Below are 22,709 nucleotides of genomic sequence, written 5' to 3'. Positions count from 1 at the left end.
GATCATTCGGGTAGTGCCAGGTCCGCCGCCGCGCAGTCGGCCCGGAGCTGGGCGACCTCCGCCGGGGTGGCCTCCACCAGCGGGGGGCGCACCGGCCCGGCGGGCAGCCCCTTCGCCGCCAGCCCGGCCTTGACCAGGATCGTGCCCTGGGTACGGAAGATCCCGGTGTACAGCGGCAGCAGCCGCCGGTGCAGGGCGAGCGCGGTGGCCGTGTCACCGGCCTCGTGGGCCTGGATCATCCGCTGGGTCAGCGCGCCGGTGAAGTGGGTCGAGGTGCCGACCATCCCGACGCAGCCGATCGCCAGGGCGGGCAGGGTCAGCGCGTCCTCACCGCTGTAGTAGGCCAGCTCGGTGCGGCTGGTCACCCAGGAGGTGGCCATCAGGTCGCCCTTGGCGTCCTTCACCGCCACGATCCGGCCGTGCTCGGCGAGGCGGACCAGCGTCTCGGTCTCGATCGGCACGCCGGCGCGGTGCGGGATGTCGTAGAGCATCACCGGCAGCCCGGTGGCGTCGGCGACGGCGGTGAAGTGCCGCAGCAGCCCCGCCTGCGGCGGCTTGTTGTAGTACGGGGTCACCACCAGCAGGCCGTGCGCGCCGGCCTTCTCGGCGGTGGTGGCCAGCTCGATGGTGTGCCGGGTGTCGTTGGTACCGACCCCGGCGACGACCCGGGCGCGGTCGCCGACCGCCTCGACGACAACGCGGATCAGGCGCTCCTTCTCCGCGTCGGTGGTGGTGGGGGACTCACCGGTGGTGCCGTTGACCACCACGGCGTCGGCGCCCTGCTCGTCGACGAGGTGGTGGGCCAGCCGGGCGGCCCCGTCGGCGTCCAGAGAGCCGTCGGCCGTGAACGGGGTCACCATGGCCGTGAGCAGTCGCCCGAAGGGGCGCGACGCGCCCCGGGCGGGCGCGACAGGGTGGTCGTGGGTCATACCCTCCAACCTAGCGGACGGCCGCCCGGGGCCCGCTGGGGAAGGGCACAGGACTCACCCGGCGTGCGGGGTGGCCGCCACCTCGGTGCCGTCGGGCAGCGTGGAGACGACGAAGTCGTCGAAGACGTTCGGGGCGACCCGCTGGAGCTGGCGCAGGCACTCCACCGCCAGCTCGCGGATCTCCACGTCGGCGTGCTCGGTGGCGCGCATCGCGATGAAGTGCCGCCAGGCCCGGTAGTTGCCGGTGACCACGATCCGGGTCTCGGTGGCGTTGGGCAGCACCGCCCGCGCCGCCTGCCGGGCCTGCTTGCGCCGCAGGGTCGGGTTGGGCTCGTCGGCGAAGCGCTGTTCGAGCCCCTCCAGCAGGTCGGTGTACGCCCGCACGCTGGCCTCGGCGGCCTCGACGAACTTCTTGTGCAGCTCGGGGTCCTCGGCGATCACCGCGGGCTCGACCATCGCCGCGTCCCGCTCCGGCACGTACCGCTGGGAGAGCTGCGAGTACGAGAAGTGCCGGTGCCGGATCAGCTCGTGGGTGAAGGAGCGGGAGACGCCGGTGAAGTAGAAGGTCACCGAGCCGTGCTCCAGCACCGACAGGTGGCCGACCTCCAGGATGTGCGCCAGGTAGCCGGCGTTGGTGGCGGTGGCGGGGTTCGGCTTCTTCCAGCTCTGGTAGCAGGCCCGCCCGGCGAACTCGGCCAGGGCCTGGCCACCCTCCGCGTCGGTCGACCACCCAACGTCGTCCGGGGCCTCGAAGTGGGTCCACGCGATGAGCTTGACCTGCGGCTGCACCATGTCCGGCATTCCTGCGACTGTAGTGGCCGCCGGCTGTCCGCCCAACTCCGGCATACCGCCCGAGACATGCCCCACCCGATGCCCGACCCGGTGCCGCACCCGCCCGGCGCGGCGGCGGTGCCACCGCCCGCCCCCTTTCGAGCTGCCCTCTTGAACGGGGCACACGAACGGGGCACGAGGCCGGGCAGGCCGACGGCAGCCCCAGCGGGTGGGACGCCGGCGCTTGCGGGGCGCAGGCGAGAGCAGGTGGTGTTGGGCGCGCAGGCGGGTGGGGCGCAGGCGGGTGGGGCGCAGGCGGGTGGACGGAGCACGCAGGAAGCGGGGGCGTGGCGACGGGATCGTGGTCCCACCGGTGGGGCAGCTCGACAGGACCGCCGAGACGGTTCGCTCCCGGGGCGGCGGCCAGCCCGGCAGGGCCCGGCAGCCGAGCCGGCCCCGCCCGGTCGGTCAGACGTAGAGGCTGGTGAACGGGGCCCAGGGCAGGTTGCGGGCGACGGAGAAGGCCAGCCAGACGCCGAGGAAGCCACCGATCATCTTCGGGCTGATCCGCAGCTCGGGCAGGCGCCAGCCGAACGCCTCCCGGCCGGCCCAGGCGACGAAGAGGTACGCCAGGAAGGGCAGGGCGAAGACGAAGAGGAAGTGGTGGCGGGCGGCGGCGGGGATGTCGGCGTGCAGCACGTACCAGAGCGCGCGGGTGCCGCCGCAGCCGGGACAGTCCAGCCCGGTGGTCAGCTTGAGCAGGCAGGACGGGACCGCGTCGGGGGCGGACCGGGTCGGGTCGCTGAGCAGCGTGTAGCCGATGCCGGCGGCGACACAGCCGACCGCCGCCAGCGGCACCACCCAGCGCGGCGAGCGCGCGTAGAGCCGGGTCACGAAGCGGGTCAGCCGGTCCGGCTCGGCGACCAGGTGCGGCGGCACGGGCGGGACGGGCGGAGCACCCGGGTACGGCGGCACCGGCACCGACGCGCCGGCTGCGGCAGGACCGGCCTCGGCGGGGCCGGACGGCTCGGTGGGGGTGCTCGCGGGGCCGGGCTGGGCGGTGGCTCCGTCAACGCTCGTCACGCCGCTCACGGTACACCGGAGCGGCTCGCCAACGCGGCGGCCAGCGGACCGGCGAGGTCACCGGCGGCGGGCGGGGCCACCGTGTCGAGGCCCAGCCACCCGGCGAGCCGGCGCAGCTCGGCCGCCAGCGCGACGGCCGTCTCGCCCGGGTCCGCGCCGGGCTCGATCCAGGCGGCCGGCATTAGCAGCACCCGGGCCTTACGGTCGGCCTTGAGGTCGACCCGGGCGGTGAACCGCTCACCCTGGAGGAACGGCAGGACGTAGTAGCCGTGCACCCGCTGCGCCGCCGGGACGTAGATCTCGATCCGGTAGGTGAGGCCGAAGAGGCGTTCCGTGCGCCCCCGCTCCCAGATCAGCGGGTCGAAGGGGCTGACCAGGGTGTTCCCCCGCACCCAGCGGGGCAGCCGGGCCTGGGTGTGCAGATACGCCTGGTGCCGCCAGCCGGGCACCCGCACCGGCGTCAACTCGCCCGCCTCGACCAGCTCGGCGACCGCCCGCCGGGCACCGGCCAGCGGCAGCCGGAAGTAGTCACGCAGCTCCGGCTCGGCGGCCACGCCGAGGCTGCGGGCGGCGATCGCGACCAGGGCCCGGTGGGCGTCCGCGTCGGTCGGGGTGGGCGCGGCCAGCACCGTCGCCGGCAGCACCCGCTCGGGCAGGTCGTACCGGCGGGCGAAGGAGGTGGTGCGCTCGGCGGCGGTGACCTCCCCGGCCCAGAACAGGTACTCCAGGGCGCGCTTGACCGCCGACCAGTTCCAGCCCCAGTTGCCGGTCTCCCGGGGCGCGTCGTGCTCGATCTCGGCGGCGGTGAGCGGGCCCCGCGCGGCCACCTCGTCGCGGACCCAGGCGACCAGTCCGGGCTGCTCCTGGGCGATGCGCCGCATCCCGCCCCAGGCCTCGTCATGTGCCCGCGCCATCCGCCAGCGCAGCGCCGGGTGCAGCGCCACCGGCACCAGGGAGGCCTCGTGCCCCCAGTACTCGAACAGCTCCCGGGGGCGGCGGTAGGCGGCGGCGTCCAGCAGCACGGTCGGGTAGGCCCCGAGGCGGCTGTACAGCGGCAGGTAGTGCGCCCGTTGCAGGACGTTGACCGAGTCCATCTGGATCAGCCCGACCCGGTCGAGCACCCGGCGCAGGTGCCGGCGGGTGGGCACGGCGGTGGGCGCCGGGTCGGCGAAGCCCTGGGCGGCGAGCGCCACCCGGCGGGCCTGGGCGAGGGAGAGCGTTTCCGGTACGGCCATCGCCAGGAACCCTAAGACACGGGTACGACACGACACGGGGAACCTGGACTCGGGGCGTACCGGGGCATACAACGGTGCCATGGTGACGATCCGCCGTGAGGGGCCCGACGACGCCGAGGCGGTCGCCCGGGTGCACGTGCACGGCTGGCGGTCCGGGTACGCCGGGATCATGCCCGAGGAGGTGCTGGCCCGGCTCAACGTCGCCGCCTGGGCCCAGCGGCGGCGGGACCTCGGCACCGCCGCGCCGGAGCACCCGTTCACCACACTCCTCGCCGAGGCGGGTGGCCGGGTGGTCGGCTTCACCTCGTTCGGCCCGTACCGCAACAACCAGGACCGGGACGACCTGGACCCGGCGTACGGCGAGGTGGTCTCGCTCTTCGTCGAGCCGGCCCGCTGGGGCGACGGTACGGCCGGCACGCTGCTCGCGGCGGCGCGGGCCGGGCTGGCCGACCGGGGCTGGACCGAGTACCGGCTCTGGGTGCTGGCGGCCAACCAGCGGGCCCGCCGGTTCTGCGCGCGGGCCGGGTTGTCACCCGACGGGGAGCGCGCCACCTACCCGGTGCCGCTGGCCGGTGGGCGTACCCCGGTCGGGCTGGTCGAGCTGCGTTACGCCGGAGCGGTCGGCGGCTGACCCGGGCCCGGCCGGGGGCGGGCCGGCCGACCCGGCGGACGGCGGCGGGCCGGTCGGGGCGTCACCGGCCGGGACGCCGCCACGCCGGATCGGCAGGAACACCAGCAGGGCCAGGCTGATCCAGACGTAGGTGTTACTGCCCAGGAAGCCGTCCAGGCCGCCGGAGTCCCCCTCCCAGGCCCAGACGATCCGGCTGATCAGCAGGAGGTACCCGAGGGCGGCGGCGACCAGCAGCAGGCGGCGCCGGGGGCTGCGGGCGGGCGCGGCCATGCCGTTGTCGACCAGCAGGATCAACCCGGGCAGCAGCCAGACCAGGTGGTGCACCCAGGTCACCGGGCTGACCAGGCACATCACCACGCCGGTCAGGGCGAACCCGGTGGCGTGGTCGCCGGCCGCCGCGGCGGCCCGGATGCGCCACGCCCAGACCGCCAGGGTGACCAGCACCAGGGCCACCCAGGCCAGGGTGCTCGGGTGGTCCGGGGAGAGCCGGGCCACCACCCCGCGCAGCGACTGGTTGGAGACGAACGCCAGCTCCCCCACCCGGCCGGTGTTCCACAGCGCGCTGGTCCAGAACTCCCGGGAGGCGTTCGGGAAGAGCGCGGCGGCGAGCAGCGTGGTGCCGGCGGCGGTGCCGGTCGCGGTCAACGCGGCCCGCCGCTGCCGGGTGACCAGCAGGTGGACGAGGAAGATCCCGGGGGTCAGCTTGATCGCGGTGGCTAGGCCGATGCCCACCCCCGCCCAGCGGCTGCCGGCCGGCAGCAGGCGCAGCAGGTCCACCGCGACCAGGAAGAGCAGCAGCATGTTGACCTGGCCGAAGTTGACCGTCTCCCGCATCGGCTCGAAGGCCGCCGCCAGGCAGAGCGCCACGGCGAGGGTGAACCAGCGGGTCCAGCCGCTGCGGCGGGCGACCGGGTCGAGCAGCCACCAGATCACCACCGCGCTGACCGCCACGCTGGCGGTGACGCTGACCACGATCGCCGCGTGCCACGACAGGTACGCCATCGGGAGCATGACCAGCGCGGCGAACGGCGGGTAGGTGAAGCCGTACTGGGTGCCGGGCTTGAGGAAGTCGTAGATCTCGCCGCCGTCGTGCACCCAGAAGGTGAGCGCCCCGTAGTACACGTTGAGGTCGAAGAAGCCGTGCCGGACGGCGGCCACGGAGAGGAACCAGGCCACCACGACGGCCAGGAGCAGCACCGCGAGCACCTGCCCGACCGTCCGGCCGGACCGCCCCGCCCGCGCCTGACCGGGACCCTGCGCCACCGTCACCCTCCTCGCCCTGCGTAGGCTCACGTGCCATGGCTCTCGGGTACGTCCGCCCGGCGCGTGGTGACGACGCCGGTGAGATCGCACGCATCCAGCTCGCGACCTGGCGGGTCGCGTACCGCCGGATCCTGCCCCGGCACGTGCTGGACAACCTGGACGAGGAGTATCTCGCCCGGCGGTGGAGCGCGGCGGTGCTCCAGCCGCCCTCCGACGCGCACCGGGTGCTGGTCGCCGTCGAACAGGCCGAGCAATCCTATCTGGTGGGGTTTGCCGCCTCCGGCCCGGCCGACGCCGAGGCGCTGGCCCCGAACGAGCCGGCCGAGGGGCTCGGCGACGGCGTCGCGGCCGTGACCGACCTGCTGGTCGAGCCCCGCTGGGGGCGGCGGGGGCACGGCAGCCGGCTGCTCGCGGCGATGGTCGACGGGTGGCGGGCCGACGGCCTCGACCGCGCGGTGGCCTGGGCCTTCGACGGCGACGAGCCGACCCGGAAGTTCCTCACCAGCGCGGGCTGGGAGCTGGACGGGGCGGCCCGCGCGCTGGACGTCGACGACATGCTCGTGCCCCAGGTCCGGCTGCACGTGACGGTGCCCCCGGCGGCCGAGCCGGCGTGAGGCGGCCCCGCCCGGCGCGGGGCCCGTCGTTCTGTCACCCCCCTGGCCTACGGTGGCCCGGACGGACGGAGACGACACCGGGGGGTGGGCGAGGTGGAGCCCTGGGCGGCGGGGCTGGCCGGGCACCGGCGGGAGCTGACCGGGTACTGCTACCGCATGCTCGGCTCGGTCTTCGACGCCGAGGACGCGGTGCAGGAGACCCTGCTGCGGGCCTGGCGGCACGGCGACTCCTTCGACGGCCGGTCCAGCCCTCGGACCTGGCTGTACCGGATCGCCCACAACGTCTGCGTGGACCTGCTGCGCGGCAACGGGCGGCGGGCCCTGCCGATGGACGTCGGCGACCCCTCGGCGCCGGTCGCGGCGGCGATGGGCGAGCCGGTGCCCGGGCGGTGGGTGTCGCCGGCCCCGGACGGGTCGGTGCTCGCCGACGCGGCCGACCCCGCCGAGGCGGCCGTGGCACGGGAGTCGGTCCGGCTGGCGTTCCTCACCGCCCTGCAGCTCCTGCCGCCCCGGCAGCGGGCCGTGCTCATCCTCCGCGACGTGCTGCGCTGGACCGCCGAGGAGGTCGCCGACCTGCTGGGCACCTCCGTGCCGGCGGTGACCAGCGCCCTGCAACGGGCCCGCGCCACCACCCGCCGCACCGGGGTCGGCGCCGGCGGCCCGATGGCGCCCCCGGCCGACCTGGACCCCGCCCACCACGACCTGCTCGACCGGTACGTCCGCAGCTTCGAGCGGTACGACATCGACGCGCTGGTGGCGCTGCTGCGGGAGGACGCGGTGCACACCATACCGCCGTACCGGATGTGGCTGCGCGGGCGGGCCGACATCGCCGCCTGGATGCGTGGGCCGGGGGCCGGCTGCGCCGGGTCCCGGCTGGTCCCGGTGGCGGCCAACGGCGCCCCGGCCTTCGCGCAGTACCGTCCCGACCCGGCCGGCGGGTGGAGGCCGTTCTCCGTCCAGGTGCTGGCGCTCGCCGGCGGGACGGTCGCCGGGATCCACTACTTCCTCGATCCCCGGCTGCCCGGCCGGTTCGGCCTGCCGGCCCGCCTCTCCCGCGCGGCCCCGGGCCGGCTCAGTCGAGCAGGGCGTCCAGGCCGACGGTGAGGCCGGGACGGTCGACGACCGCGCGGACGGCCAGCAGCACCCCCGGCATGAACGAGACCCGGTCGTACGAGTCGTGCCGGATGGTCAGCGTCTCGCCGAGGGTGCCGAAGAGCACCTCCTGGTGGGCGACCAGCCCGAGGGAGCGGACCGCGTGCACCCGTACCCCGTCGACCTGGGCGCCCCGGGCGCCGGGCAGCTCGTCGGTGGTGGCGTCCGGCGGCGGGGCGAGCCCGGCCTCGGCGCGGGCCTGACCGATCAGCCGGGCGGTGTGGGTGGCGGTGCCGCTGGGGGCGTCGAGCTTGCGCGGGTGGTGCTGCTCGATGATCTCGACGGACTCGAAGTACCGGGCGGCCTTCGCGGCGAACTGCATCATCAGCACCGCGCCGAGGCCGAAGTTGGGGGCGATCACCACGCCCACGCCGGGGCGGTCGGCCAGCCAGCCCCGGACCTGCTCCAGCCGCTGCGCGGTGAAGCCGCTGGTGCCGACGACGACGCTGATCCCCCGGTCGACGCACCAGCGCAGGTTGTCCATGACGACGTCCGGGGTGGTGAAGTCGACGACCACCCGGGCACCGGAGTCGGCGACGGCGGCGAAGTCGTCCCCCTGGTCGACCTCGACCACGAGATCGAGGTCGTCGGCCGCGTCGACCGCTTTGCACACCTCGACACCCATCCGGCCCCGGGCACCCAGCACACCGACCCGGATCGCGTCCGGGCCCTTCACCTGCTCGTCAGTCACGGGCCACAACCTATCCCAACCCGGGCGTCGGGCACCGTCAGGACCGCCCGGTCCCACGCGCCGGGTCACCGGGCCACGAGGAGTCAGCCGGGTCAGCCGGTGAAGTCGTCCGCGCCGAACGGGCCGACCACGGCCAGCGACATCGGCCGGGCGAGCAGTTCGGCGGCGAGGGCGTTCACCTCGTCCACGGTCACCGCGTCGACCCGGGCCAGCAGCTCGTCGACCGGCATCAGGGTGCCGTAGAGCAGTTCCCCCTTGGCCAGCCGGCTCATCCGGGAGCCGGTGTCCTCCAGCCCGAGCACGAACGAGCCCTTGCTCATGCCCTTGCCCCGGGCCACCTCGGCCTCGGTGAGCCCGTCGGCGGCGACCCGGCCCAGCTCCGCCCGGGTCAACGTGAGCACCTCGTCGAGCTTGCCGGGGGCGCAGCCGGCGTAGACGGCGAAGAGGCCGCTGTCGGCGTACTGGCTGGCGTACGAGTAGACCGAGTAGGCCAGGCCGCGCCGTTCCCGGATCTCCTGGAACAGCCGGCTGGACATCCCGCCGCCGAGCACGTTGTTGAGCACCCCGAGGGCGAACCGGCGCTCGTCGAGGCGGTCGATGCCGGGGCAGCCCAGGATGACGTGCGCCTGCTCGGTCTCCTTCGGCTCGACCACGGTGGCGGCCGGCCGGGTGCGTACCCCGGGGGTGCGCGGCCGGGGCGGTGCGGGCGCGGCGCGCTCGGTGTCCAGCGGGGTGCCCCGCAGCGCCTGGCGGACCAGCCGGAGCACGGCGGCGTGGTCCAGGTTGCCGGCGGCGGCGACGACGATCTGCGGCGGGGTGTACCGGCGACGGTAGAAGTGGTGGATCTGCCGGCGGGTCATCGGGGTGACCGTCTCCTCGGTGCCGGAAATCAGCCGGCCGAGCGGGTGGTCGCCGTAGACCGCCCGGACGAAGAGGTCGTGCACCTCGTCACCCGGCTCGTCGTCGTGCATGGCGATCTCTTCGAGGATGACGCCGCGCTCGGTCTCCACGTCGGCGGCGGCCAGCACCGAGTCGGCGACCAGGTCGCACATGACGTCGATGGCCAGTGGCAGGTCCTCATCCAGCACCCGGGCGTAGTAGCAGGTGTACTCCTTGGTGGTGAAGGCGTTCGTCTCGCCCCCCACCGCCTCGATCTGCGCCGAGATGTCCAGGGCGGTCCGCTTGTGGGTGCCCTTGAAGAGCAGGTGCTCCAGGAAGTGCGCGGCACCCGACTGCGTGCCGGTCTCGTCGCGGGAGCCGACCGCCACCCAGACGCCGAACGACACGCTGCGCGTGGTCGGGATCGCCTCGGTGAGCACCCGCAGCCCGCTGGGCAGCACGGTACGGCGGACCGTACCGCCCAACGGGTCCTCGCTGAGCGTCCGGGTGGCCGCCCGGGGGGTCACCTCCCGGCGATCCGCAGGAGAGGACGAACGCGGGGCCCGACTCACGGAAACCTGCTCTCGGGTCGACGAGGGGTGGGGGTGCGATGTCACGAAACCGGCCGGGTGGACGCCTGTGGCGCCCACCCGGCCGGTCGGTGGTACTAGCTGTGCCGGGTCCGGCGACGCGGGCGCGACTCGCCGCCGCCCTCGCCACCCTCGCCCCGCTCCGGGCCACGCCCGCCCCGGTCGCGGTCACCCCGGTCGCGCGGGGCCCGGTCGCCCCGGTCCCGGCTGGCCGGACGCTCGCCACCGGGGGCCTCACCGGCGGCCGGCGCCTCGGCGCCCTCCGGGCGGACCTTGTCCAGGTAGATCTTGCCGCGCTGGTCGATGTCGGCGATCTCCACCTCGACCTTGTCGCCGACGTTGAGGAAGTCCTCGACCTTCTCGACCCGCTTGCCGTCGCCCACCTTGGAGATGTGCAGCAGGCCGTCGCGGCCCGGCAGCAGCGAGACGAACGCGCCGAACGCGGCCGTCTTGACCACCGTGCCGAGGAACTTGTCCCCGAGCTTCGGCAGCGTCGGGTTGGCGATCGCGTTGATCCGCTCCACCGCCGCCTGCGCCGACGGGCCGTTGGTCGCGCCGACGTAGATCGTGCCGTCGTCCTCGATGGAGATCTCGGCGCCGGTCTCGTCCTGGATGGCGTTGATGGTCTGGCCCTTCGGGCCGATCACCATGCCGATCTTGTCGACCGGGATCTTCACCGTGGTGACCCGCGGCGCGTAGTCCGACATGGTGGCCGGGGCCTCGATCGCCGCCTGCATCACGTCGAGGATGGTCTGCCGGGCCTCGTGCGCCTGCTGGAGCGCGGCGGCCAGCACGTCCGACGGGATGCCGTCGAGCTTGGTGTCGAGCTGGAGCGCGGTGACGAAGTCCCGGGTGCCGGCGACCTTGAAGTCCATGTCGCCGAAGGCGTCCTCGGCGCCGAGGATGTCGGTCAGCGTCACGTACTCGGTCTTGCCCTCGACCTCGTCGGAGATCAGGCCCATGGCGATGCCGGCGACCGGGGCCTTCAGCGGCACACCCGCCGAGAGCAGACCCAGGGTGGAGGCGCAGACCGACCCCATCGAGGTGGAGCCGTTCGAGCCGAGCGCCTCGGAGACCTGCCGGATCGCGTACGGGAACTCCTCCCGCGACGGCAGCACCGGGATCAGCGCCCGCTCGGCGAGCGCGCCGTGGCCGATCTCCCGCCGCTTCGGCGAGCCGACCCGACCGGTCTCACCGGTGGAGTACGGCGGGAAGTTGTAGTTGTGCATGTAGCGCTTGGACTTCTCCGGGGAGAGGGTGTCCAGCGACTGCTCCATGCGCAGCATGTTCAGCGTGGTGACGCCCAGGATCTGGGTCTCGCCGCGCTCGAACAGCGCCGAGCCGTGCACCCGGGGCAGCACGCCGACCTCGGCGGTCAGCGGGCGGATGTCCCGCGGGCCCCGGCCGTCGATGCGGACCTGCTCGCGCAGTACCCGGTTACGGACCTCGGACTTGGTCAGCGACCGGAACGCCGCCGACAGCTCCTTCTCCCGGCCCTCGAAACGCGGGGCCAGCTCCTCGCCGACGCGGGCCTTGACCCGGTCCAGGGCCTCCTCACGGTCGGCCTTGCCGGCGATCTTCAGCGCCTCGGCGACCTCGGCGCGGACCAGCTCGGCCACCGCGTCGTAGGCGTCGTCGGAGTACTCCAGGAAGACCGGGAACTCGGCGACCGGCTTGGCGGCCACCTCGGCCAGCTCGCTCTGCGCGCGGCACAGCTCGCGGATGGCCGGCTTGGCGGCCTCCAGGCCGCTGGCCACGACCTCCTCGGTCGGGGCGGGCGCGCCGCCGGCGACCAGCGCCACGGTGTGCTCGGTGGCCTCGGCCTCGACCATCATGATCGCGACGTCGCCGTCCGGCAGGGCACGACCGGCGACCACCATGTCGAAGGTGGCCCGGGCCAGCTCCTCGTGGGTCGGGAAGGCGACCCACTGGCCGTCCACGTGCGCCATCCGGGTCGCCCCGATCGGGCCGGAGAACGGCAGGCCGGAGAGCTTGGTCGACATCGAGGCGGCGTTGATCGCCACCACGTCGTACGGGTGCTGCGGGTCGAGCGCGAGGACGGTCTCGACGACCTGGACCTCGTTGCGCAGGCCCTTGACGAACGACGGGCGCAGCGGCCGGTCGATCAGCCGGCAGGTGAGGATCGCGTCCTCGCTGGGCCGGCCCTCGCGGCGGAAGAACGAGCCGGGGATCCGGCCCGCGGCGTACATCCGCTCCTCCACGTCCACGGTCAGCGGGAAGAAGTCGAACTGCTCCTTCGGCTGCTTGCCGGCGGTGGTGGCGGAGAGCACGACCGTCTCGCCGAGCTGGGCGATGACGGAGCCGGCGGCCTGGCGGGCCAGCCGACCGGTGGAGAAGGTGACCTCACGGGTGCCGAAGGACCCGTTGTCGATCACGGCGGTGCGGTGTTCGGTGCCGAGGTTGGTCTCGGTCATGTTCTGGACTTACTCCTTCGCATCGGGGGCCCCGCGACGCGTGAGGAGCTGGTTCAGACGGCCGGTCTTCGATCGAAGCGCCCGGACGGGCCGGCTGTCGAGCCGGGCCGCCCGGAGGCCACTACCGGAGACCGGTGCGCTGAGCGGCTCCCCTTCTCGGGTTGGTCGCGTGGCCCGGTTCTTCGGTGGTGACGCCGCACGGGGGAGCGGCCGGTCGGCCGCTCCCCCGTCACGTCACCGGCGCAGGCCGAGTCGCTCGATGAGCGACCGGTAGCGGTTGATGTCCTTCTTCTGGACGTAGTTGAGCAGCCGGCGACGCCGGCCCACCAGCAGCAGCAGCCCACGGCGGCTGTGGTGGTCGTGCTTGTGCACCTTCAGGTGCTCGGTCAGCTCGGCGATCCGCTTGGTGAGGACAGCCACCTGCACCTCGGGCGAACCGGTGTCACCCTCGGCGGTCGCGTACTCCGCCCGGATCTTGGCCTTGCTCTCCTGGTCGAGCGCCATTTTCTCCCTGTTCTCTGGGTTCGTCACGTGAGTCGGGTTCGCCACGTGAAGTCCGTCGCCCCGGTTGAGCGGGAACACCGGACGGACTGAACCTCGCACCCGCGGCGTCGTGCAGGCACGCGAGGCCCATCGTCGGTCAGCCGACGTCCCCGCCAGAGTACCAGCTCACCGTCGAACCGCCCGGTGAAGGTCCGCCGGGATGTCAGAGGAGAAGCTCGCGGACCTGCGTCACGTCCTCGCCCATCTGCGCCAGCAGCGGCTCGACCGCGTCGTACCGCACCTGACCGCGCAGCCGGGCGACGAAGTCCAGGGCCACCCGCTCGCCGTAGAGGTCACCGGAGAAGTCGAGCGCGTACGCCTCCACCCGACGCTCCCGGCCGGAGAAGGTCGGGTTGGTGCCGACCGACACGGCCGCGGCCAGGTCGGGATGCCCGCGCCGGACCAGCCGGGCGGCGTACACCCCGTCCGCCGGCACCGCCGCGTACCCGTGACAGAGCAGGTTGGCGGTGGGGAAGCCCAGCTCCCGGCCGCGCTGGTCGCCCCGGACCACCACCCCCTCCAGCCGGTGCGGGCGGCCCAGCGCCGCCGCGGCGGCGGCCATGTCCCCGGCGTCGATGCAGGACCGGATGTACGTGGACGAGAAGACCGTGCCCCCCTCGGCGACCAGCGGGCCGCCCTCCACCCCGAAGCCGAAGGTCCGGCCGAGACGTTCCAGCAGCGCCACGTCACCGGCGGCGCGGTGCCCGAAGCGGAAGTTGGCACCCACCACGACCAGGGTGGCGTGCAGGTTCGCGACCAGGATGTCGTGCACGAACGCCTCGGCGGAGAGCCGGGAGAACTCCGGGGTGAACGGCACCACGCAGAGCGCGTCGACGCCGAGGGCCTCGATCAGTTCCGCCTTGCGGGCCGGCTCGGTCAGCACGGCCGGGTGCGACCCGGGGCGCACCACCTCGGCCGGGTGCGGGTCGAACGTCACCACCACCGACTGCACGCCGAGTTCCCGGGCGCGGGCCACCGCGTGCCCGATGGTCGCCTGGTGCCCCCGGTGCACACCGTCGAAGACGCCGATGGTCACCACCGACCGCCCCCAGCCGCCCGGCGTCGCGTCGTACCCCCGCCACCGCTGCATGATCCCGTCCCTCTCCGCGCCGGCGCTCCGGCGGCCTCGCCTACCGCTCCTACCGCGTCCCGCCGCCCCACGTCCCGAGCCGGCGCCCCCGCCGGTCTCCCGGGCCGGTGTCAGGCCGGCGCGAGCACGATCTCCGCGCGGGCCCGCCCGTCCCGCTCGCTGACGATAGCGACCACCCCACCGGCCGGATCGAAGACGGCGTACGGCCCGGCGATGCCGGCCGGGGCGAGCGGCCCGCCGTGGGAGAGGATCCGCGCCTCGTCGGCGGTGGCGTCCCGGCGCGTGAAGAACCGGTCGGCCGCCGCCGGGAGCGGGAGGTTGACCACCTCGGGGGCGCGCTGCTCCAGCTCGTCGAGGGTGGCGGCCTCGTCGAGGGCGAACCCGCCGACCGCGGTACGGCGCAGCGCGGTCAGGTGGCCGCCGACGGCCAGCGCCCGCCCGGCGTCACGGGCCAGCGCGCGCACGTACGTGCCGGAGGAGCAGGTCACCGCCACGTCGACGTCCACCACCCCCGGTGTCTCCCGACGCACGGCGAGCAGGTCGAGCCGGGACACGGTGACCCGCCGGGCGGGCAGGTCGACGCTCTCGCCCTGCCGGACGCGGTGGTACGACCGCTGGCCGTTGATCTTGATGGCGCTGACCGCGCTCGGTACCTGGTCGATCTCGCCGGTCAGGTCGGCCAGCGCGGCGCGGACCGCCTCGTCGGTCACCGCGTCGGCCGGCGTGCTGGCGGTCACCTCGCCCTCGGCGTCGTCGGTGACGGTGCTCTGGCCGAGCCGGACCGTGGCGGTGTAGCTCTTGCCCGCCCCGATCACGTACGTCAGCAGCCGGGTGGCCCGGCCGACCCCGATCACCAGGACACCGGTGGCCATCGGGTCCAGCGTCCCGCCGTGCCCCACCCGGCGGGTCCGGGCCAGTCGCCGGATGCGCGCCACCACGTCGTGCGACGTCATGCCGCCGGGCTTGTCCACCACGATCAGACCGTCGGTACTCACGACCACCAAGCCTGCCAGAAGCCCCCGGGCCCGCCCCACCCGGTGGTGGGGCTCAGCGGACCACCCCCACCACCGCCCAGGCGCCGGAACGCAGCCGCAGCAGCAGCCCGCCGAGCCGGAGCACCACGAACAGGGTCAACCCGGCCCAGATCCCACCCAGCCCGAGATCCCAGACGTACGCCGTCCAGATCGCCGGCAGGAAGCCGCCCACCGCCGCCACCACGGTCAGGTTGCGCAGGTACCGGACGTCCCCGGCACCGATCAGCACCCCGTCGAGGGCGAACACCACCCCGGCCAGCGGCAGCATCACGGCGAACCACGGCCAGGCCAGCCGGGCCTGCGCGTGCACCTGCGCGTCGGTGCTGAACCAGGACGGGACCACCCCGGAGCCGGCGACGACCAGCAGCGCGAAGAGCACCCCGCAGCCGAGGCCGAGCAGCGCGAAGCGGCGGGCCAGGGCCCGTGCCGCCGGGGCGTCACCCGCCCCCAGCGCCGCGCCGACCAGGGCCTGGGCGGCGATGGCCAGCGCGTCGAGCAGCAGCGCGGTGAAGAACCACAGTTGCAGGGTGATCTGGTGGGCGCCGACCGTGGCGGCCCCGAACCGGGACGCCACCGCGGTCGCGGAGAGGAAGCTGGCCTGGAAGGCCACGCCCCGGATGAGCAGGTCACGGCTGAGCACGAGTTGCCGGTGGATCAGCCGGGGCCGGGGGCGCAGCGGCACCCGCTCGGCGACCAGGGCGGCGGCGAAGAGGCCGCCGCCGATGGTCTGCGCCACCACGTTCGCCACCGCCGAACCGATCAGGCCCAGCCCGAGCGGGTAGACCAGCAGCGGGCAGAGCACGGCGGAGAGCAGGTTCGGCCCGAGCACGAACAGCAGCGGGCGGCGGGTGTCCTGGATGCCGCGCAACCAGCCGTTGCCGGCGGCGGCGAGCAGCAGGCCGGGGGCGCCCAGCGACGCGATCCGCAGCCACCGCCCGGCCGCCTCGGCCACCTCACCGGGGCCGCCGGCCAGGCTCCGCGCCAACGGGTCACCGACGACCTGCATGGCGAGCGCCACCAGCAACCCCACCCCGAGCGCCAGCCAGGACGCCTGGACGCCCTCGGCGACCGCCGCCGCCCGGTCCCCCGCCCCGAAGCGGCGGGCCGCCCGCCCGGTGGTGCCGTACGCCACCACCGTGCCGAGCCAGGCGATCAGCGTCATCACCGTGCCGCCGATGGCGACGGCGGCCAGCGGCACCCGGCCGAGGTGCCCGACCACCGCCGTGTCGACCAGGACGTAGAGCGGCTCGGCGGCGAGCACGACCAGGGCGGGTAAGGCCAGTGCGGCGATCCGGCGGGGCGACGCGGCGACAACCCTGGACTCGCTCATCGGCCAGATCCTGGCACGCCCCCAGTAAGCACCACAACCCTTACAGGCGCTTACTCACACCGGTCGGGCAGGGGCGACGAGCGGGTGCCCCGGCGCCGTGGGCGCCCGGGGCACCGACGTGACGCGGGTGAGACTACTGGCGGGTGTCCATCGAGGTCTGCAGGGCGCGGCGGGCCTGCTCGCGGGCCTCGTCGGTGACCGTGGTCGCGGTGTCGGGCTTGGGCTTGGTCGGCATGGAACGTCCCCTTCCAGGGTGTGGCCACCGCACCGGCGGCCGGCGGGCGATTCAGCTGAGCGCCGGGCAGCGGTCCGGGATCACCGGAGCAGCGCCTGGCAGCGTGCGCCCGGGTCGGTTGCGACCCTGGAGGGAGGCGACGCCTGATGCGACGCCACCGCCCACGACCTGCGCACGGCGCGCCGCAGGCCGTTTCCCAAGTTAACGTTCAGGTCCACATGCTGCCCGGCGATCCCACACTCTGGGCGGAGGACTTGACGATCAACGGGCCAGGAAGTGCCAGCCGACCCACCACCAGAAGCCGAGCAGCCCGATCCGCCCCACCGGCACCGGCCCCACCTCGTACCGCATCAGGTAGGCACAGACGTCACCGATGGAGGGAATCCGGGAGCCCTCCCGCCGGGCCGCCCACTCGACCACCGCGAAGAGCACCAGGGAGAGCAGGAAGCCGGTGATCGCGATCGTCCGCATCATCGCCGCACCAGCCCCCAGAAGGTGGCCAGCCAGAGCATCCAGGCCGCCGACCGGAGCAACTCCTCCTCCAGCAGCGGATCGGCGAGCCGGGAGAAGGTCGGGAACTCGTCCTTGGCGGCCATCAGGAAGGTCGCCGCCTCCAGCACCGCGAAGAGGGCGACCGGCAGCAGCCACCAGAGCACCCCGGAGGGCAACCGGCGGGGGGCCGGCCGGCGGGCCGCCCGGTTGCCGAGCCCGAGCCAGATCAGCGCGCTCCCGGTACCCAGCGTGTAGAGGTTGGCCGCCGTGGAGAACGAGGGCAGTTGACCGCCCACCAGCGAGAGGCAGATCAGCACCGGCACGGTGACGATCGGACGGTCCCAGACCCGGGACGCGTCGACGGCGAGATCGTGCGGCTGCTCCATCGGCCAATTCTCCCTGCCGTCACTCAACGCGGGAAGACCGACACCCGTCGCTGCTCTTGCTGATCTCCACCGCCGATCACGGCGTCGTCGAGCTGCCCCCGGATCCGCTCCACCACCTCGTCGGCCGTACCCCGGCCGGTGAAGCCCGCCGCGAACCGGTGCCCGCCGCCGCCGAGCGCGACCGCGACCCGGCTGACGTCCACCGCGCCCTTGCTGCGCAGGGAGACCGCCCACTCCTCGGCGGCGACCTGCTTGACCACGCAGCTCACGTCCGCCTCGGCGGTGCACCGCACCGAGTCGATCAACGCCTCCAGCACGTACGGCCGCTGCCCGTGCCGGGCCAGGTCGTCCAGGGTGGCGTAGGTCCAGACCAGGCCCCGGCCGCCCGCCGCCGGCGGCTCCAGCCGCGCCCGGCCGAGCACCTCGCCGAAGAGCCGGACCGCGCCGAACGGCCGGTGGTCGAAGACCCGCCGGGAGATGTCCCCCGGCCGGATGCCGGTGGCCAGCAGCCGCGCCGCCATCTCGTGCACCGCCGGGGTGGTCGCCTCGAAGCGGAACGAGCCGGTGTCCGTGGTCAGCGCGACGTACAGGCACTCGGCGATCCCGGCGTCCAGCGGCACCCCGAGCCGGTCCAGCAACCCCTCGACCACCACCGAGGTCGCCGCAGCCGCCGGATCCACCAGGTGGATGCCGCCGAAGCGGGTGTTCGAGGCGTGGTGGTCGAGGACCAGCGCGGTCCCGGCCGTGTCCAGCCGGTCGACCAGGTCGCCGAGGCGCGACGCGCTCGCCGCGTCGAAGCAGACCACCAGGTCCGGATCGGGGTACGCCTCGGTCGCCGGCACCAGCAGGTCCAGGCCGGGCAGGCCGTGGAAGGGCTCCGGCACCTCCGGCGGGCCGGGGAAGGTCGCCTGCAACCGGCGTACGCCGAGGCGGCGCAGCCCCAGCCCGAACCCGAGCATGCTGCCCAGCGCGTCCCCGTCCGGGTTGACGTGGCAGATCAGCAGCACCCGGCCGTCGGCGGGCACCTGGCGCACCGCGTCGACGGCGGCGGCCCAGTCGGCCCCGGTGGGACCCGCGTCGGACCCCGTACCGCTCAGCACCGTGCCGGCGGGTCCGGTCACCGCCGGTCCCCGCCCGGCGGCGGCACCTCGGCGGCGGACCCGGTGGGCTCGTCGGCCCCGTCGACGTCGTCCTCGTCGTCCTCGTCCAGCCGGTACGGCTGGGCCTCGCCCGCGTACGTCTTCCCGGCGGCCAGCCGCTGCACCTCGGCGTCGGCGGTGCGTGCCTGGGCCAGCAGGTCGTCGATGTGCTTGACCTGGTCCTGCACGTCGTCGAGGACGAACGTGAGGGTCGGCGAGTGGCGCAGCCCGAGCGCCTTGCCGACGGTGCTGCGCAGCATGCCCTTCGCGCTCTCCAGCGCGGCGGCGGTGCCGGACTGGGCCGCCGCGTCACCGAGCACCGTGTAGAAGACCGTCGCGTCCCGCAGGTCGGCGGTGATCCGGGCGTCGGTGATGGTGATCATGCCGAGCCGGGGGTCCTTGATCTGGCTGCGCACCACCGACGCGACCAGTTCACGCACCCGCTCCGCGTGCCGACGTACCCGGGCCGGATCCGTCATCTCCCCCACCTCCAGGACCTACCTGCTACCGGTCGGAGACGACGGCGCCCCGCGCCGCCGGGCCCGACCGCCGACATCCCGAACACTACCCGCGTCACCGCGCCGCCCGCGCGCCGCCGCCGGTGCCCGACCGCCCGGTGACATCGGCCGCCGCCGGGGTCCGCCCGACCGTCGGGTCACTCCTCCGCCCCGTGCAGGCGACGGCGGACCGAGAGCAGCTCGACCTCCGGCCGGGCGGCCACCAGCCGCTCGCACGAATCGAGCACCTCCCGCACGTGGGCCGCCTCGGCGGAGACCACGGCCACCCCGATCTGGGTCCGGCCGTGCAGCTCCAGCGACCCCACCTCGGCGGCGGAGACCTCGAACTTCCGCAGCGCGGCGACGATCGGCCGGACGTAGGACCGCTTGGCCTTCAGGGACCGGGAGTCCCCGGGCAGCAACAGGTCGAAACAGGCAGTTCCGGTATACACGGCGAGCAACGGTACGCCGGATACCCCCTGCGGTCACCCGGTTTCGGTCGGGGCGACCGCCACCAGCACGTCCCGCTCGATCGCCTGGTCCACCCGGTGCGACAGGCCGAGGTACCCCGGCCCGTCCACCACCCGCAGCCCCGCCCCGGTCAGCACCGCCTCGGCGGCCCGGCGCGGGGTCACGTGGGTGTTCCAGGACAGCCCCAGGGCCCCACCGGGCCGCAGCAGCTCCCGCCAGACCGGTACGGCGGCGGTGAGCAGGTCCAGCGGGCTGCGGGACAACCCCTGCCCGCTGCGGCTGCCGTGGGCCACCCCGTACGGCGCGTCGGTCACGACGAGGTCGGCGCAGCGGGGACGCAGGGCCTCCCGGGCCCGGAGGGTGTCGGTGTGCAGCAGGGTCACCTTCTGGGTGTCCCCGGCCTGGTGGGCCTCGCGGGAGGGGGCCAGCACCGCCTCGAAGCGGCGGGCCACCAGCTTGCGGTCCCGGCGCAGCGAGGTCATGTCGGTGCTGTGCTTGAGCCGCTTGCGCTTGAGCCAGGCCCGCAGGAAGGCGGCGTAGGAGTCGACGTCCTTGCCGTCGTGCTCCACCCCGATCCCGTCGTAGCCGTACATCAGGGCCTGGTTGAGGGTGGTGCCCCGGCCGCAGAGGGGGTCGAGCACCACCAGCCGGCGGTCCAGCATCGCCGGACCCGAGGCGGAGGCGAGCAGGGTGGCGTTGAGCAGCAGCCGGGTGAACTGCTCGTTGGTCTTGCCCGGGTACTTCGGAATGGTGATCAGGTCGGAGTCGTACCGGGCCAGGGGCCGCAGGAACACCGGGCGCAGCAGCTCGTCGGCCACCCGCTCCTCTCCCACCCGCTCGAAGAGCGCGTACGCCGCCGACAGGTTGGCCAGGTAGGCCAGGTCCCGCTCCCCCAGGCCCGGGTCGGGCACGTCGAAGGTCAGGTACTCCACCCCGGCGATACGGTCCGTGCCGACCCGCGTCGGGGCGGCGTCGAGCACCCCCGAGCCGGCGAAGATCTCCAGCTCGGCGCGGGCCAGCCGGCCGGCGGCGTCGGCGTAGACACGGTTGGTGGAGGGGGCGAGGAGCAGCGCGTACCTGGGCACGCCGGAGATTGTCCCAGGCGGCGCGGACGGTGACGGCCGGGACCCGTCCGGGCCCCGGCCGTCACCGGTCGTGCTCACCGTGCGCTCAGGCGCGCGGCTTCTCCCGCATCTCGAAGGTCTCGATGACGTCGCCGACCTGGACGTTGTTGTAACCACCCAGGGTCAGACCACACTCGAAGCCCTCGCGGACCTCCGTCGCGTCGTCCTTGAACCGCTTGAGGGAGCTGATCGTGAGGTTGTCCGCCACGACCGCCCCGTCCCGCAGCAACCGCGCCTTGGCGTTGCGGCGGATGATCCCGGACCGGACGATGCAACCGGAGATGTTGCCGACCTTGGACGAGCGGAACACGTCGCGGATTTCCGCGCTGCCCAGCTCGACCTCCTCGTACTCCGGCTTGAGCAGGCCCTTGAGCGCCGCCTCGATCTCCTCGATGGCCTGGTAGATGACGGTGTAGTACCGGATCTCCACGCCCTCGCGGTCGGCGATCTCGCGGACCTTGTTGGCGGCCCGCACGTTGAAGCCGATGATCGTGACCGCCTCGGACGAGGCGCTCGCCAGCATGACGTCGCTCTCGGTGATCGCGCCGACGCCCCGGTGGATGATCCGGAGCTGGACCTCCTCGGGGATGTCCAGGTTGAACAGCGCGTCCTCGAGGGCCTCGACCGAACCGGAGACGTCGCCCTTGAGCACCAGGTTGAGCGAGGTCTTCTCGCCCTCCTTGAGCTGCTCCATGAGCGTCTCCAGCGTGGCCCGGCCACGGGAGTTGGCGAAGGACGCCGCCCGCCGCCGTGCCTGCCGCTGCTCGGCGATCTGCCGAACGGTGCGGTCGTCCTCGGCGGCCAGGAAGGTGTCGCCCGCCCCCGGCACGGTGGTCAGACCGAGCACCAGGACCGGACGGGCCGGACCGGCCTCGGAGACCTGCTGGCCGTTCTCGTCGAGCATCGCCCGGACCCGGCCGTGCGCCCCGCCGGCGACGATCGAGTCGCCCGCCCGCAGGGTGCCCTTCTGCACCAGCACCGTGGCGACGGCACCCCGGCCCTTGTCGAGGTGCGCCTCGATCGCCACACCCTGTGCCGGCCCGTCGATCGGAGCGGTCAGCTCCAGCGACGCGTCGGCGGTCAGGATGACGGCCTCGAGGAGGTCCTCGATGCCGATGCCCGGCTTCGCGGCCACGTTGACGAACATGGTGTCGCCGCCGTACTCCTCGGCGACCAGCCCGTACTCGGTGAGCTGCTGGCGGACCTTGTCGGGGTTCGCCTCCGGCTTGTCGACCTTGTTGACCGCGACCACGATCGGCACCTCGGCCGCCTTGGCGTGGTTGAGCGCCTCGATGGTCTGCGGCATCACGCCGTCGTCGGCGGCCACCACCAGGATCACGATGTCCGTGACCTGGGCACCACGGGCACGCATGGCGGTGAACGCCTCGTGACCCGGGGTGTCGATGAAGGTGATCGCCCGGTCCTCGCCCTCGTGCGGGACGTGGACCTGGTACGCGCCGATGTGCTGGGTGATCCCACCGGCCTCGCCGGCCACCACGTTCGCCTTGCGGATGGCGTCGAGCAGCTTGGTCTTACCGTGGTCGACGTGACCCATGACGGTCACGACCGGCGGACGGTCGACCAGGCGGTCCTCGGCCACCTCGGCGTCGAGGTCGATGTTGAACTGCGCGAGCAGCTCGCGGTCCTCGTCCTCCGGGCTGACGATCTGCACGTCGAAACCGAGGTGCTCACCCAGCAGCAGCAGGGTGTCGTCGGAGCAGGACTGGGTCGCGGTGACCATCTCGCCCAGGTTGAACATCTCCTGGACCAGCGAACCCGGGTTGGCGTTGATCTTGTCGGCGAAGTCCGACAGCGAGGCGCCACGGGAGAGCCGGACGACCTGACCCTGACCCCGGGGGGCACCCGAGCTCATGGTCGGGGCCGACAGGTTGTCGAACTCCTGTCTGCGCTGCTTCTTGGACTTGCGACCCCGGGTCGGCCGACCACCCGGACGCCCGAAGGCACCCGCGGTGCCGCCGCCACGGCCGCGACCGCCGCCACCGGGACGACCGCCGCCACCGGCCGGGGCACCGGGCCGGAACCCGCCGCCCGCGCCGGCACCGCCGCCACCACCGGGGCCGCCACGGTAACCGCC

General features: G+C 74.0%; 22 protein-coding genes. 3 read left to right on the top strand and 19 right to left on the bottom strand.

The window, feature by feature from the left end; genetic code table 11:
- Positions 1-2 precede the first annotated feature (2 nt).
- From dapA to AWW66_RS14055, 4 genes are all read right to left on the bottom strand, one after another.
- On the bottom strand, positions 3-929 hold the full coding sequence (gene dapA, locus AWW66_RS14070) for a 4-hydroxy-tetrahydrodipicolinate synthase (protein ID WP_067365403.1): 927 nt from the start codon (positions 927-929) through the stop codon (positions 3-5).
- A 54-nt stretch (positions 930-983) separates the two neighbouring features.
- Positions 984-1,721: an FAD-dependent thymidylate synthase gene (gene thyX / locus AWW66_RS14065; protein WP_067365470.1), complete on the bottom strand. Its 738-nt coding sequence runs from the start codon at positions 1,719-1,721 to the stop codon at positions 984-986.
- A 447-nt stretch (positions 1,722-2,168) separates the two neighbouring features.
- Positions 2,169-2,792: a DUF2752 domain-containing protein gene (locus tag AWW66_RS14060; RefSeq protein WP_067365401.1), complete on the bottom strand. Its 624-nt coding sequence runs from the start codon at positions 2,790-2,792 to the stop codon at positions 2,169-2,171.
- Complete coding sequence (locus tag AWW66_RS14055; protein WP_067365398.1) at positions 2,789-4,018, bottom strand: winged helix-turn-helix domain-containing protein; 1,230 nt, start codon at positions 4,016-4,018, stop codon at positions 2,789-2,791. Before AWW66_RS14055 ends, AWW66_RS14060 begins: the two co-directional genes overlap by 4 nt.
- Positions 4,019-4,097: 79 nt before the next feature.
- On the opposite strand from AWW66_RS14055, the gene AWW66_RS14050 reads away from it, so the two are divergent.
- Positions 4,098-4,649, top strand: coding sequence for a GNAT family N-acetyltransferase (locus AWW66_RS14050; RefSeq protein ID WP_067365395.1), 552 nt, complete (start codon positions 4,098-4,100; stop codon positions 4,647-4,649).
- On the opposite strand, the gene AWW66_RS14045 is transcribed toward AWW66_RS14050, so the two are convergent.
- Complete coding sequence (locus AWW66_RS14045) at positions 4,548-5,918, bottom strand: glycosyltransferase family 87 protein (protein WP_083978480.1); 1,371 nt, start codon at positions 5,916-5,918, stop codon at positions 4,548-4,550. The genes AWW66_RS14050 and AWW66_RS14045 overlap by 102 nt on opposite strands.
- A gap of 29 nt (positions 5,919-5,947) precedes the next feature.
- On the opposite strand from AWW66_RS14045, the gene AWW66_RS14040 reads away from it, so the two are divergent.
- The gene (locus AWW66_RS14040) at positions 5,948-6,526 is read left to right on the top strand and encodes a GNAT family N-acetyltransferase (protein ID WP_067365392.1); all 579 of its coding nucleotides are present in this window, start codon (positions 5,948-5,950) and stop codon (positions 6,524-6,526) included.
- Positions 6,527-6,619: 93 nt separating this feature from the next.
- Positions 6,620-7,630, top strand: a complete 1,011-nt coding sequence (locus AWW66_RS14035; RefSeq protein WP_067365464.1) for a sigma-70 family RNA polymerase sigma factor — start codon at positions 6,620-6,622, stop codon at positions 7,628-7,630.
- On the opposite strand, the gene dapB is transcribed toward AWW66_RS14035, so the two are convergent.
- The 14 genes from dapB to infB all read right to left on the bottom strand — a co-directional run.
- Complete coding sequence (gene dapB / locus AWW66_RS14030) at positions 7,599-8,369, bottom strand: 4-hydroxy-tetrahydrodipicolinate reductase (RefSeq protein ID WP_067365389.1); 771 nt, start codon at positions 8,367-8,369, stop codon at positions 7,599-7,601. The genes AWW66_RS14035 and dapB overlap by 32 nt on opposite strands.
- A gap of 92 nt (positions 8,370-8,461) precedes the next feature.
- A complete protein-coding gene (locus AWW66_RS14025; protein WP_067365388.1) occupies positions 8,462-9,820 on the bottom strand; it encodes a M16 family metallopeptidase in 1,359 nt (452 codons plus the stop codon).
- A 95-nt stretch (positions 9,821-9,915) separates the two neighbouring features.
- On the bottom strand, positions 9,916-12,273 hold the full coding sequence (locus AWW66_RS14020) for a polyribonucleotide nucleotidyltransferase (protein ID WP_067365386.1): 2,358 nt from the start codon (positions 12,271-12,273) through the stop codon (positions 9,916-9,918).
- A 234-nt stretch (positions 12,274-12,507) separates the two neighbouring features.
- On the bottom strand, positions 12,508-12,777 hold the full coding sequence (gene rpsO / locus AWW66_RS14015) for a 30S ribosomal protein S15 (protein ID WP_067365384.1): 270 nt from the start codon (positions 12,775-12,777) through the stop codon (positions 12,508-12,510).
- Between the two features lie 202 nt (positions 12,778-12,979).
- Positions 12,980-13,906 (bottom strand): bifunctional riboflavin kinase/FAD synthetase, encoded by a 927-nt coding sequence (locus tag AWW66_RS14010; protein ID WP_067365382.1) that lies wholly within the window; start codon positions 13,904-13,906, stop codon positions 12,980-12,982.
- A gap of 110 nt (positions 13,907-14,016) precedes the next feature.
- Positions 14,017-14,901: a tRNA pseudouridine(55) synthase TruB gene (gene truB, locus AWW66_RS14005; RefSeq protein WP_067365379.1), complete on the bottom strand. Its 885-nt coding sequence runs from the start codon at positions 14,899-14,901 to the stop codon at positions 14,017-14,019.
- A 52-nt stretch (positions 14,902-14,953) separates the two neighbouring features.
- A complete protein-coding gene (locus AWW66_RS14000; protein WP_067365376.1) occupies positions 14,954-16,270 on the bottom strand; it encodes an MATE family efflux transporter in 1,317 nt (438 codons plus the stop codon).
- Positions 16,271-16,766: 496 nt separating this feature from the next.
- On the bottom strand, positions 16,767-16,976 hold the full coding sequence (locus tag AWW66_RS13995) for a DUF6186 family protein (RefSeq protein WP_211271944.1): 210 nt from the start codon (positions 16,974-16,976) through the stop codon (positions 16,767-16,769).
- The gene (locus AWW66_RS13990) at positions 16,976-17,383 is read right to left on the bottom strand and encodes a hypothetical protein (protein ID WP_067365371.1); all 408 of its coding nucleotides are present in this window, start codon (positions 17,381-17,383) and stop codon (positions 16,976-16,978) included. Before AWW66_RS13990 ends, AWW66_RS13995 begins: the two co-directional genes overlap by 1 nt.
- 23 nt (positions 17,384-17,406) lie before the next feature.
- Positions 17,407-18,483 carry a DHH family phosphoesterase gene (locus AWW66_RS13985; RefSeq protein ID WP_067365462.1) on the bottom strand — a complete coding sequence of 359 codons (1,077 nt, stop codon included), beginning with the start codon at positions 18,481-18,483 and terminating at the stop codon, positions 17,407-17,409.
- Between the two features lie 17 nt (positions 18,484-18,500).
- Entirely contained in the window at positions 18,501-19,001 is a 501-nt protein-coding gene (rbfA, locus tag AWW66_RS13980) for a 30S ribosome-binding factor RbfA (protein ID WP_067365368.1), read from the bottom strand.
- 176 nt (positions 19,002-19,177) lie between these two features.
- Positions 19,178-19,471: a DUF503 domain-containing protein gene (locus AWW66_RS13975; RefSeq protein WP_067365459.1), complete on the bottom strand. Its 294-nt coding sequence runs from the start codon at positions 19,469-19,471 to the stop codon at positions 19,178-19,180.
- 33 nt (positions 19,472-19,504) lie between these two features.
- A complete protein-coding gene (locus AWW66_RS13970; RefSeq protein ID WP_067365365.1) occupies positions 19,505-20,575 on the bottom strand; it encodes a TRM11 family SAM-dependent methyltransferase in 1,071 nt (356 codons plus the stop codon).
- A gap of 85 nt (positions 20,576-20,660) precedes the next feature.
- Positions 20,661-22,709, bottom strand: a 2,049-nt coding sequence (infB, locus tag AWW66_RS13965) for a translation initiation factor IF-2 (protein WP_067365362.1), incomplete at its 5' end; no start/stop codon positions are given.

It is taken from the genome of Micromonospora rosaria (assembly GCF_001567585.1).
Lineage (GTDB): Bacteria > Actinomycetota > Actinomycetes > Mycobacteriales > Micromonosporaceae > Micromonospora > Micromonospora rosaria.
Note: the sequence above shows the minus strand (reverse complement) of the source record. Positions and strands in the feature narration are given on the sequence as shown.

Bases quoted from the DNA above. Each gene is read 5' to 3' on its own strand.
- dapA (WP_067365403.1), bottom strand. From the start codon at position 929: ATGACCCACGACCACCCTGTCGCGCCCGCCCGGGGCGCGTCGCGCCCC.
- thyX (WP_067365470.1), bottom strand. From the start codon at position 1,721: ATGGTGCAGCCGCAGGTCAAGCTCATCGCGTGGACCCACTTCGAGGCC.
- AWW66_RS14055 (WP_067365398.1), bottom strand. From the start codon at position 4,018: ATGGCCGTACCGGAAACGCTCTCCCTCGCCCAGGCCCGCCGGGTGGCG.
- AWW66_RS14050 (WP_067365395.1), top strand. From the start codon at position 4,098: ATGGTGACGATCCGCCGTGAGGGGCCCGACGACGCCGAGGCGGTCGCC.
- AWW66_RS14040 (WP_067365392.1), top strand. From the start codon at position 5,948: ATGGCTCTCGGGTACGTCCGCCCGGCGCGTGGTGACGACGCCGGTGAG.
- AWW66_RS14020 (WP_067365386.1), bottom strand. From the start codon at position 12,273: ATGACCGAGACCAACCTCGGCACCGAACACCGCACCGCCGTGATCGAC.
- rpsO (WP_067365384.1), bottom strand. From the start codon at position 12,777: ATGGCGCTCGACCAGGAGAGCAAGGCCAAGATCCGGGCGGAGTACGCG.
- AWW66_RS14010 (WP_067365382.1), bottom strand. From the start codon at position 13,906: ATGCAGCGGTGGCGGGGGTACGACGCGACGCCGGGCGGCTGGGGGCGG.
- AWW66_RS14000 (WP_067365376.1), bottom strand. From the start codon at position 16,270: ATGAGCGAGTCCAGGGTTGTCGCCGCGTCGCCCCGCCGGATCGCCGCA.
- AWW66_RS13995 (WP_211271944.1), bottom strand. From the start codon at position 16,976: ATGCGGACGATCGCGATCACCGGCTTCCTGCTCTCCCTGGTGCTCTTC.
- AWW66_RS13990 (WP_067365371.1), bottom strand. From the start codon at position 17,383: ATGGAGCAGCCGCACGATCTCGCCGTCGACGCGTCCCGGGTCTGGGAC.
- rbfA (WP_067365368.1), bottom strand. From the start codon at position 19,001: ATGACGGATCCGGCCCGGGTACGTCGGCACGCGGAGCGGGTGCGTGAA.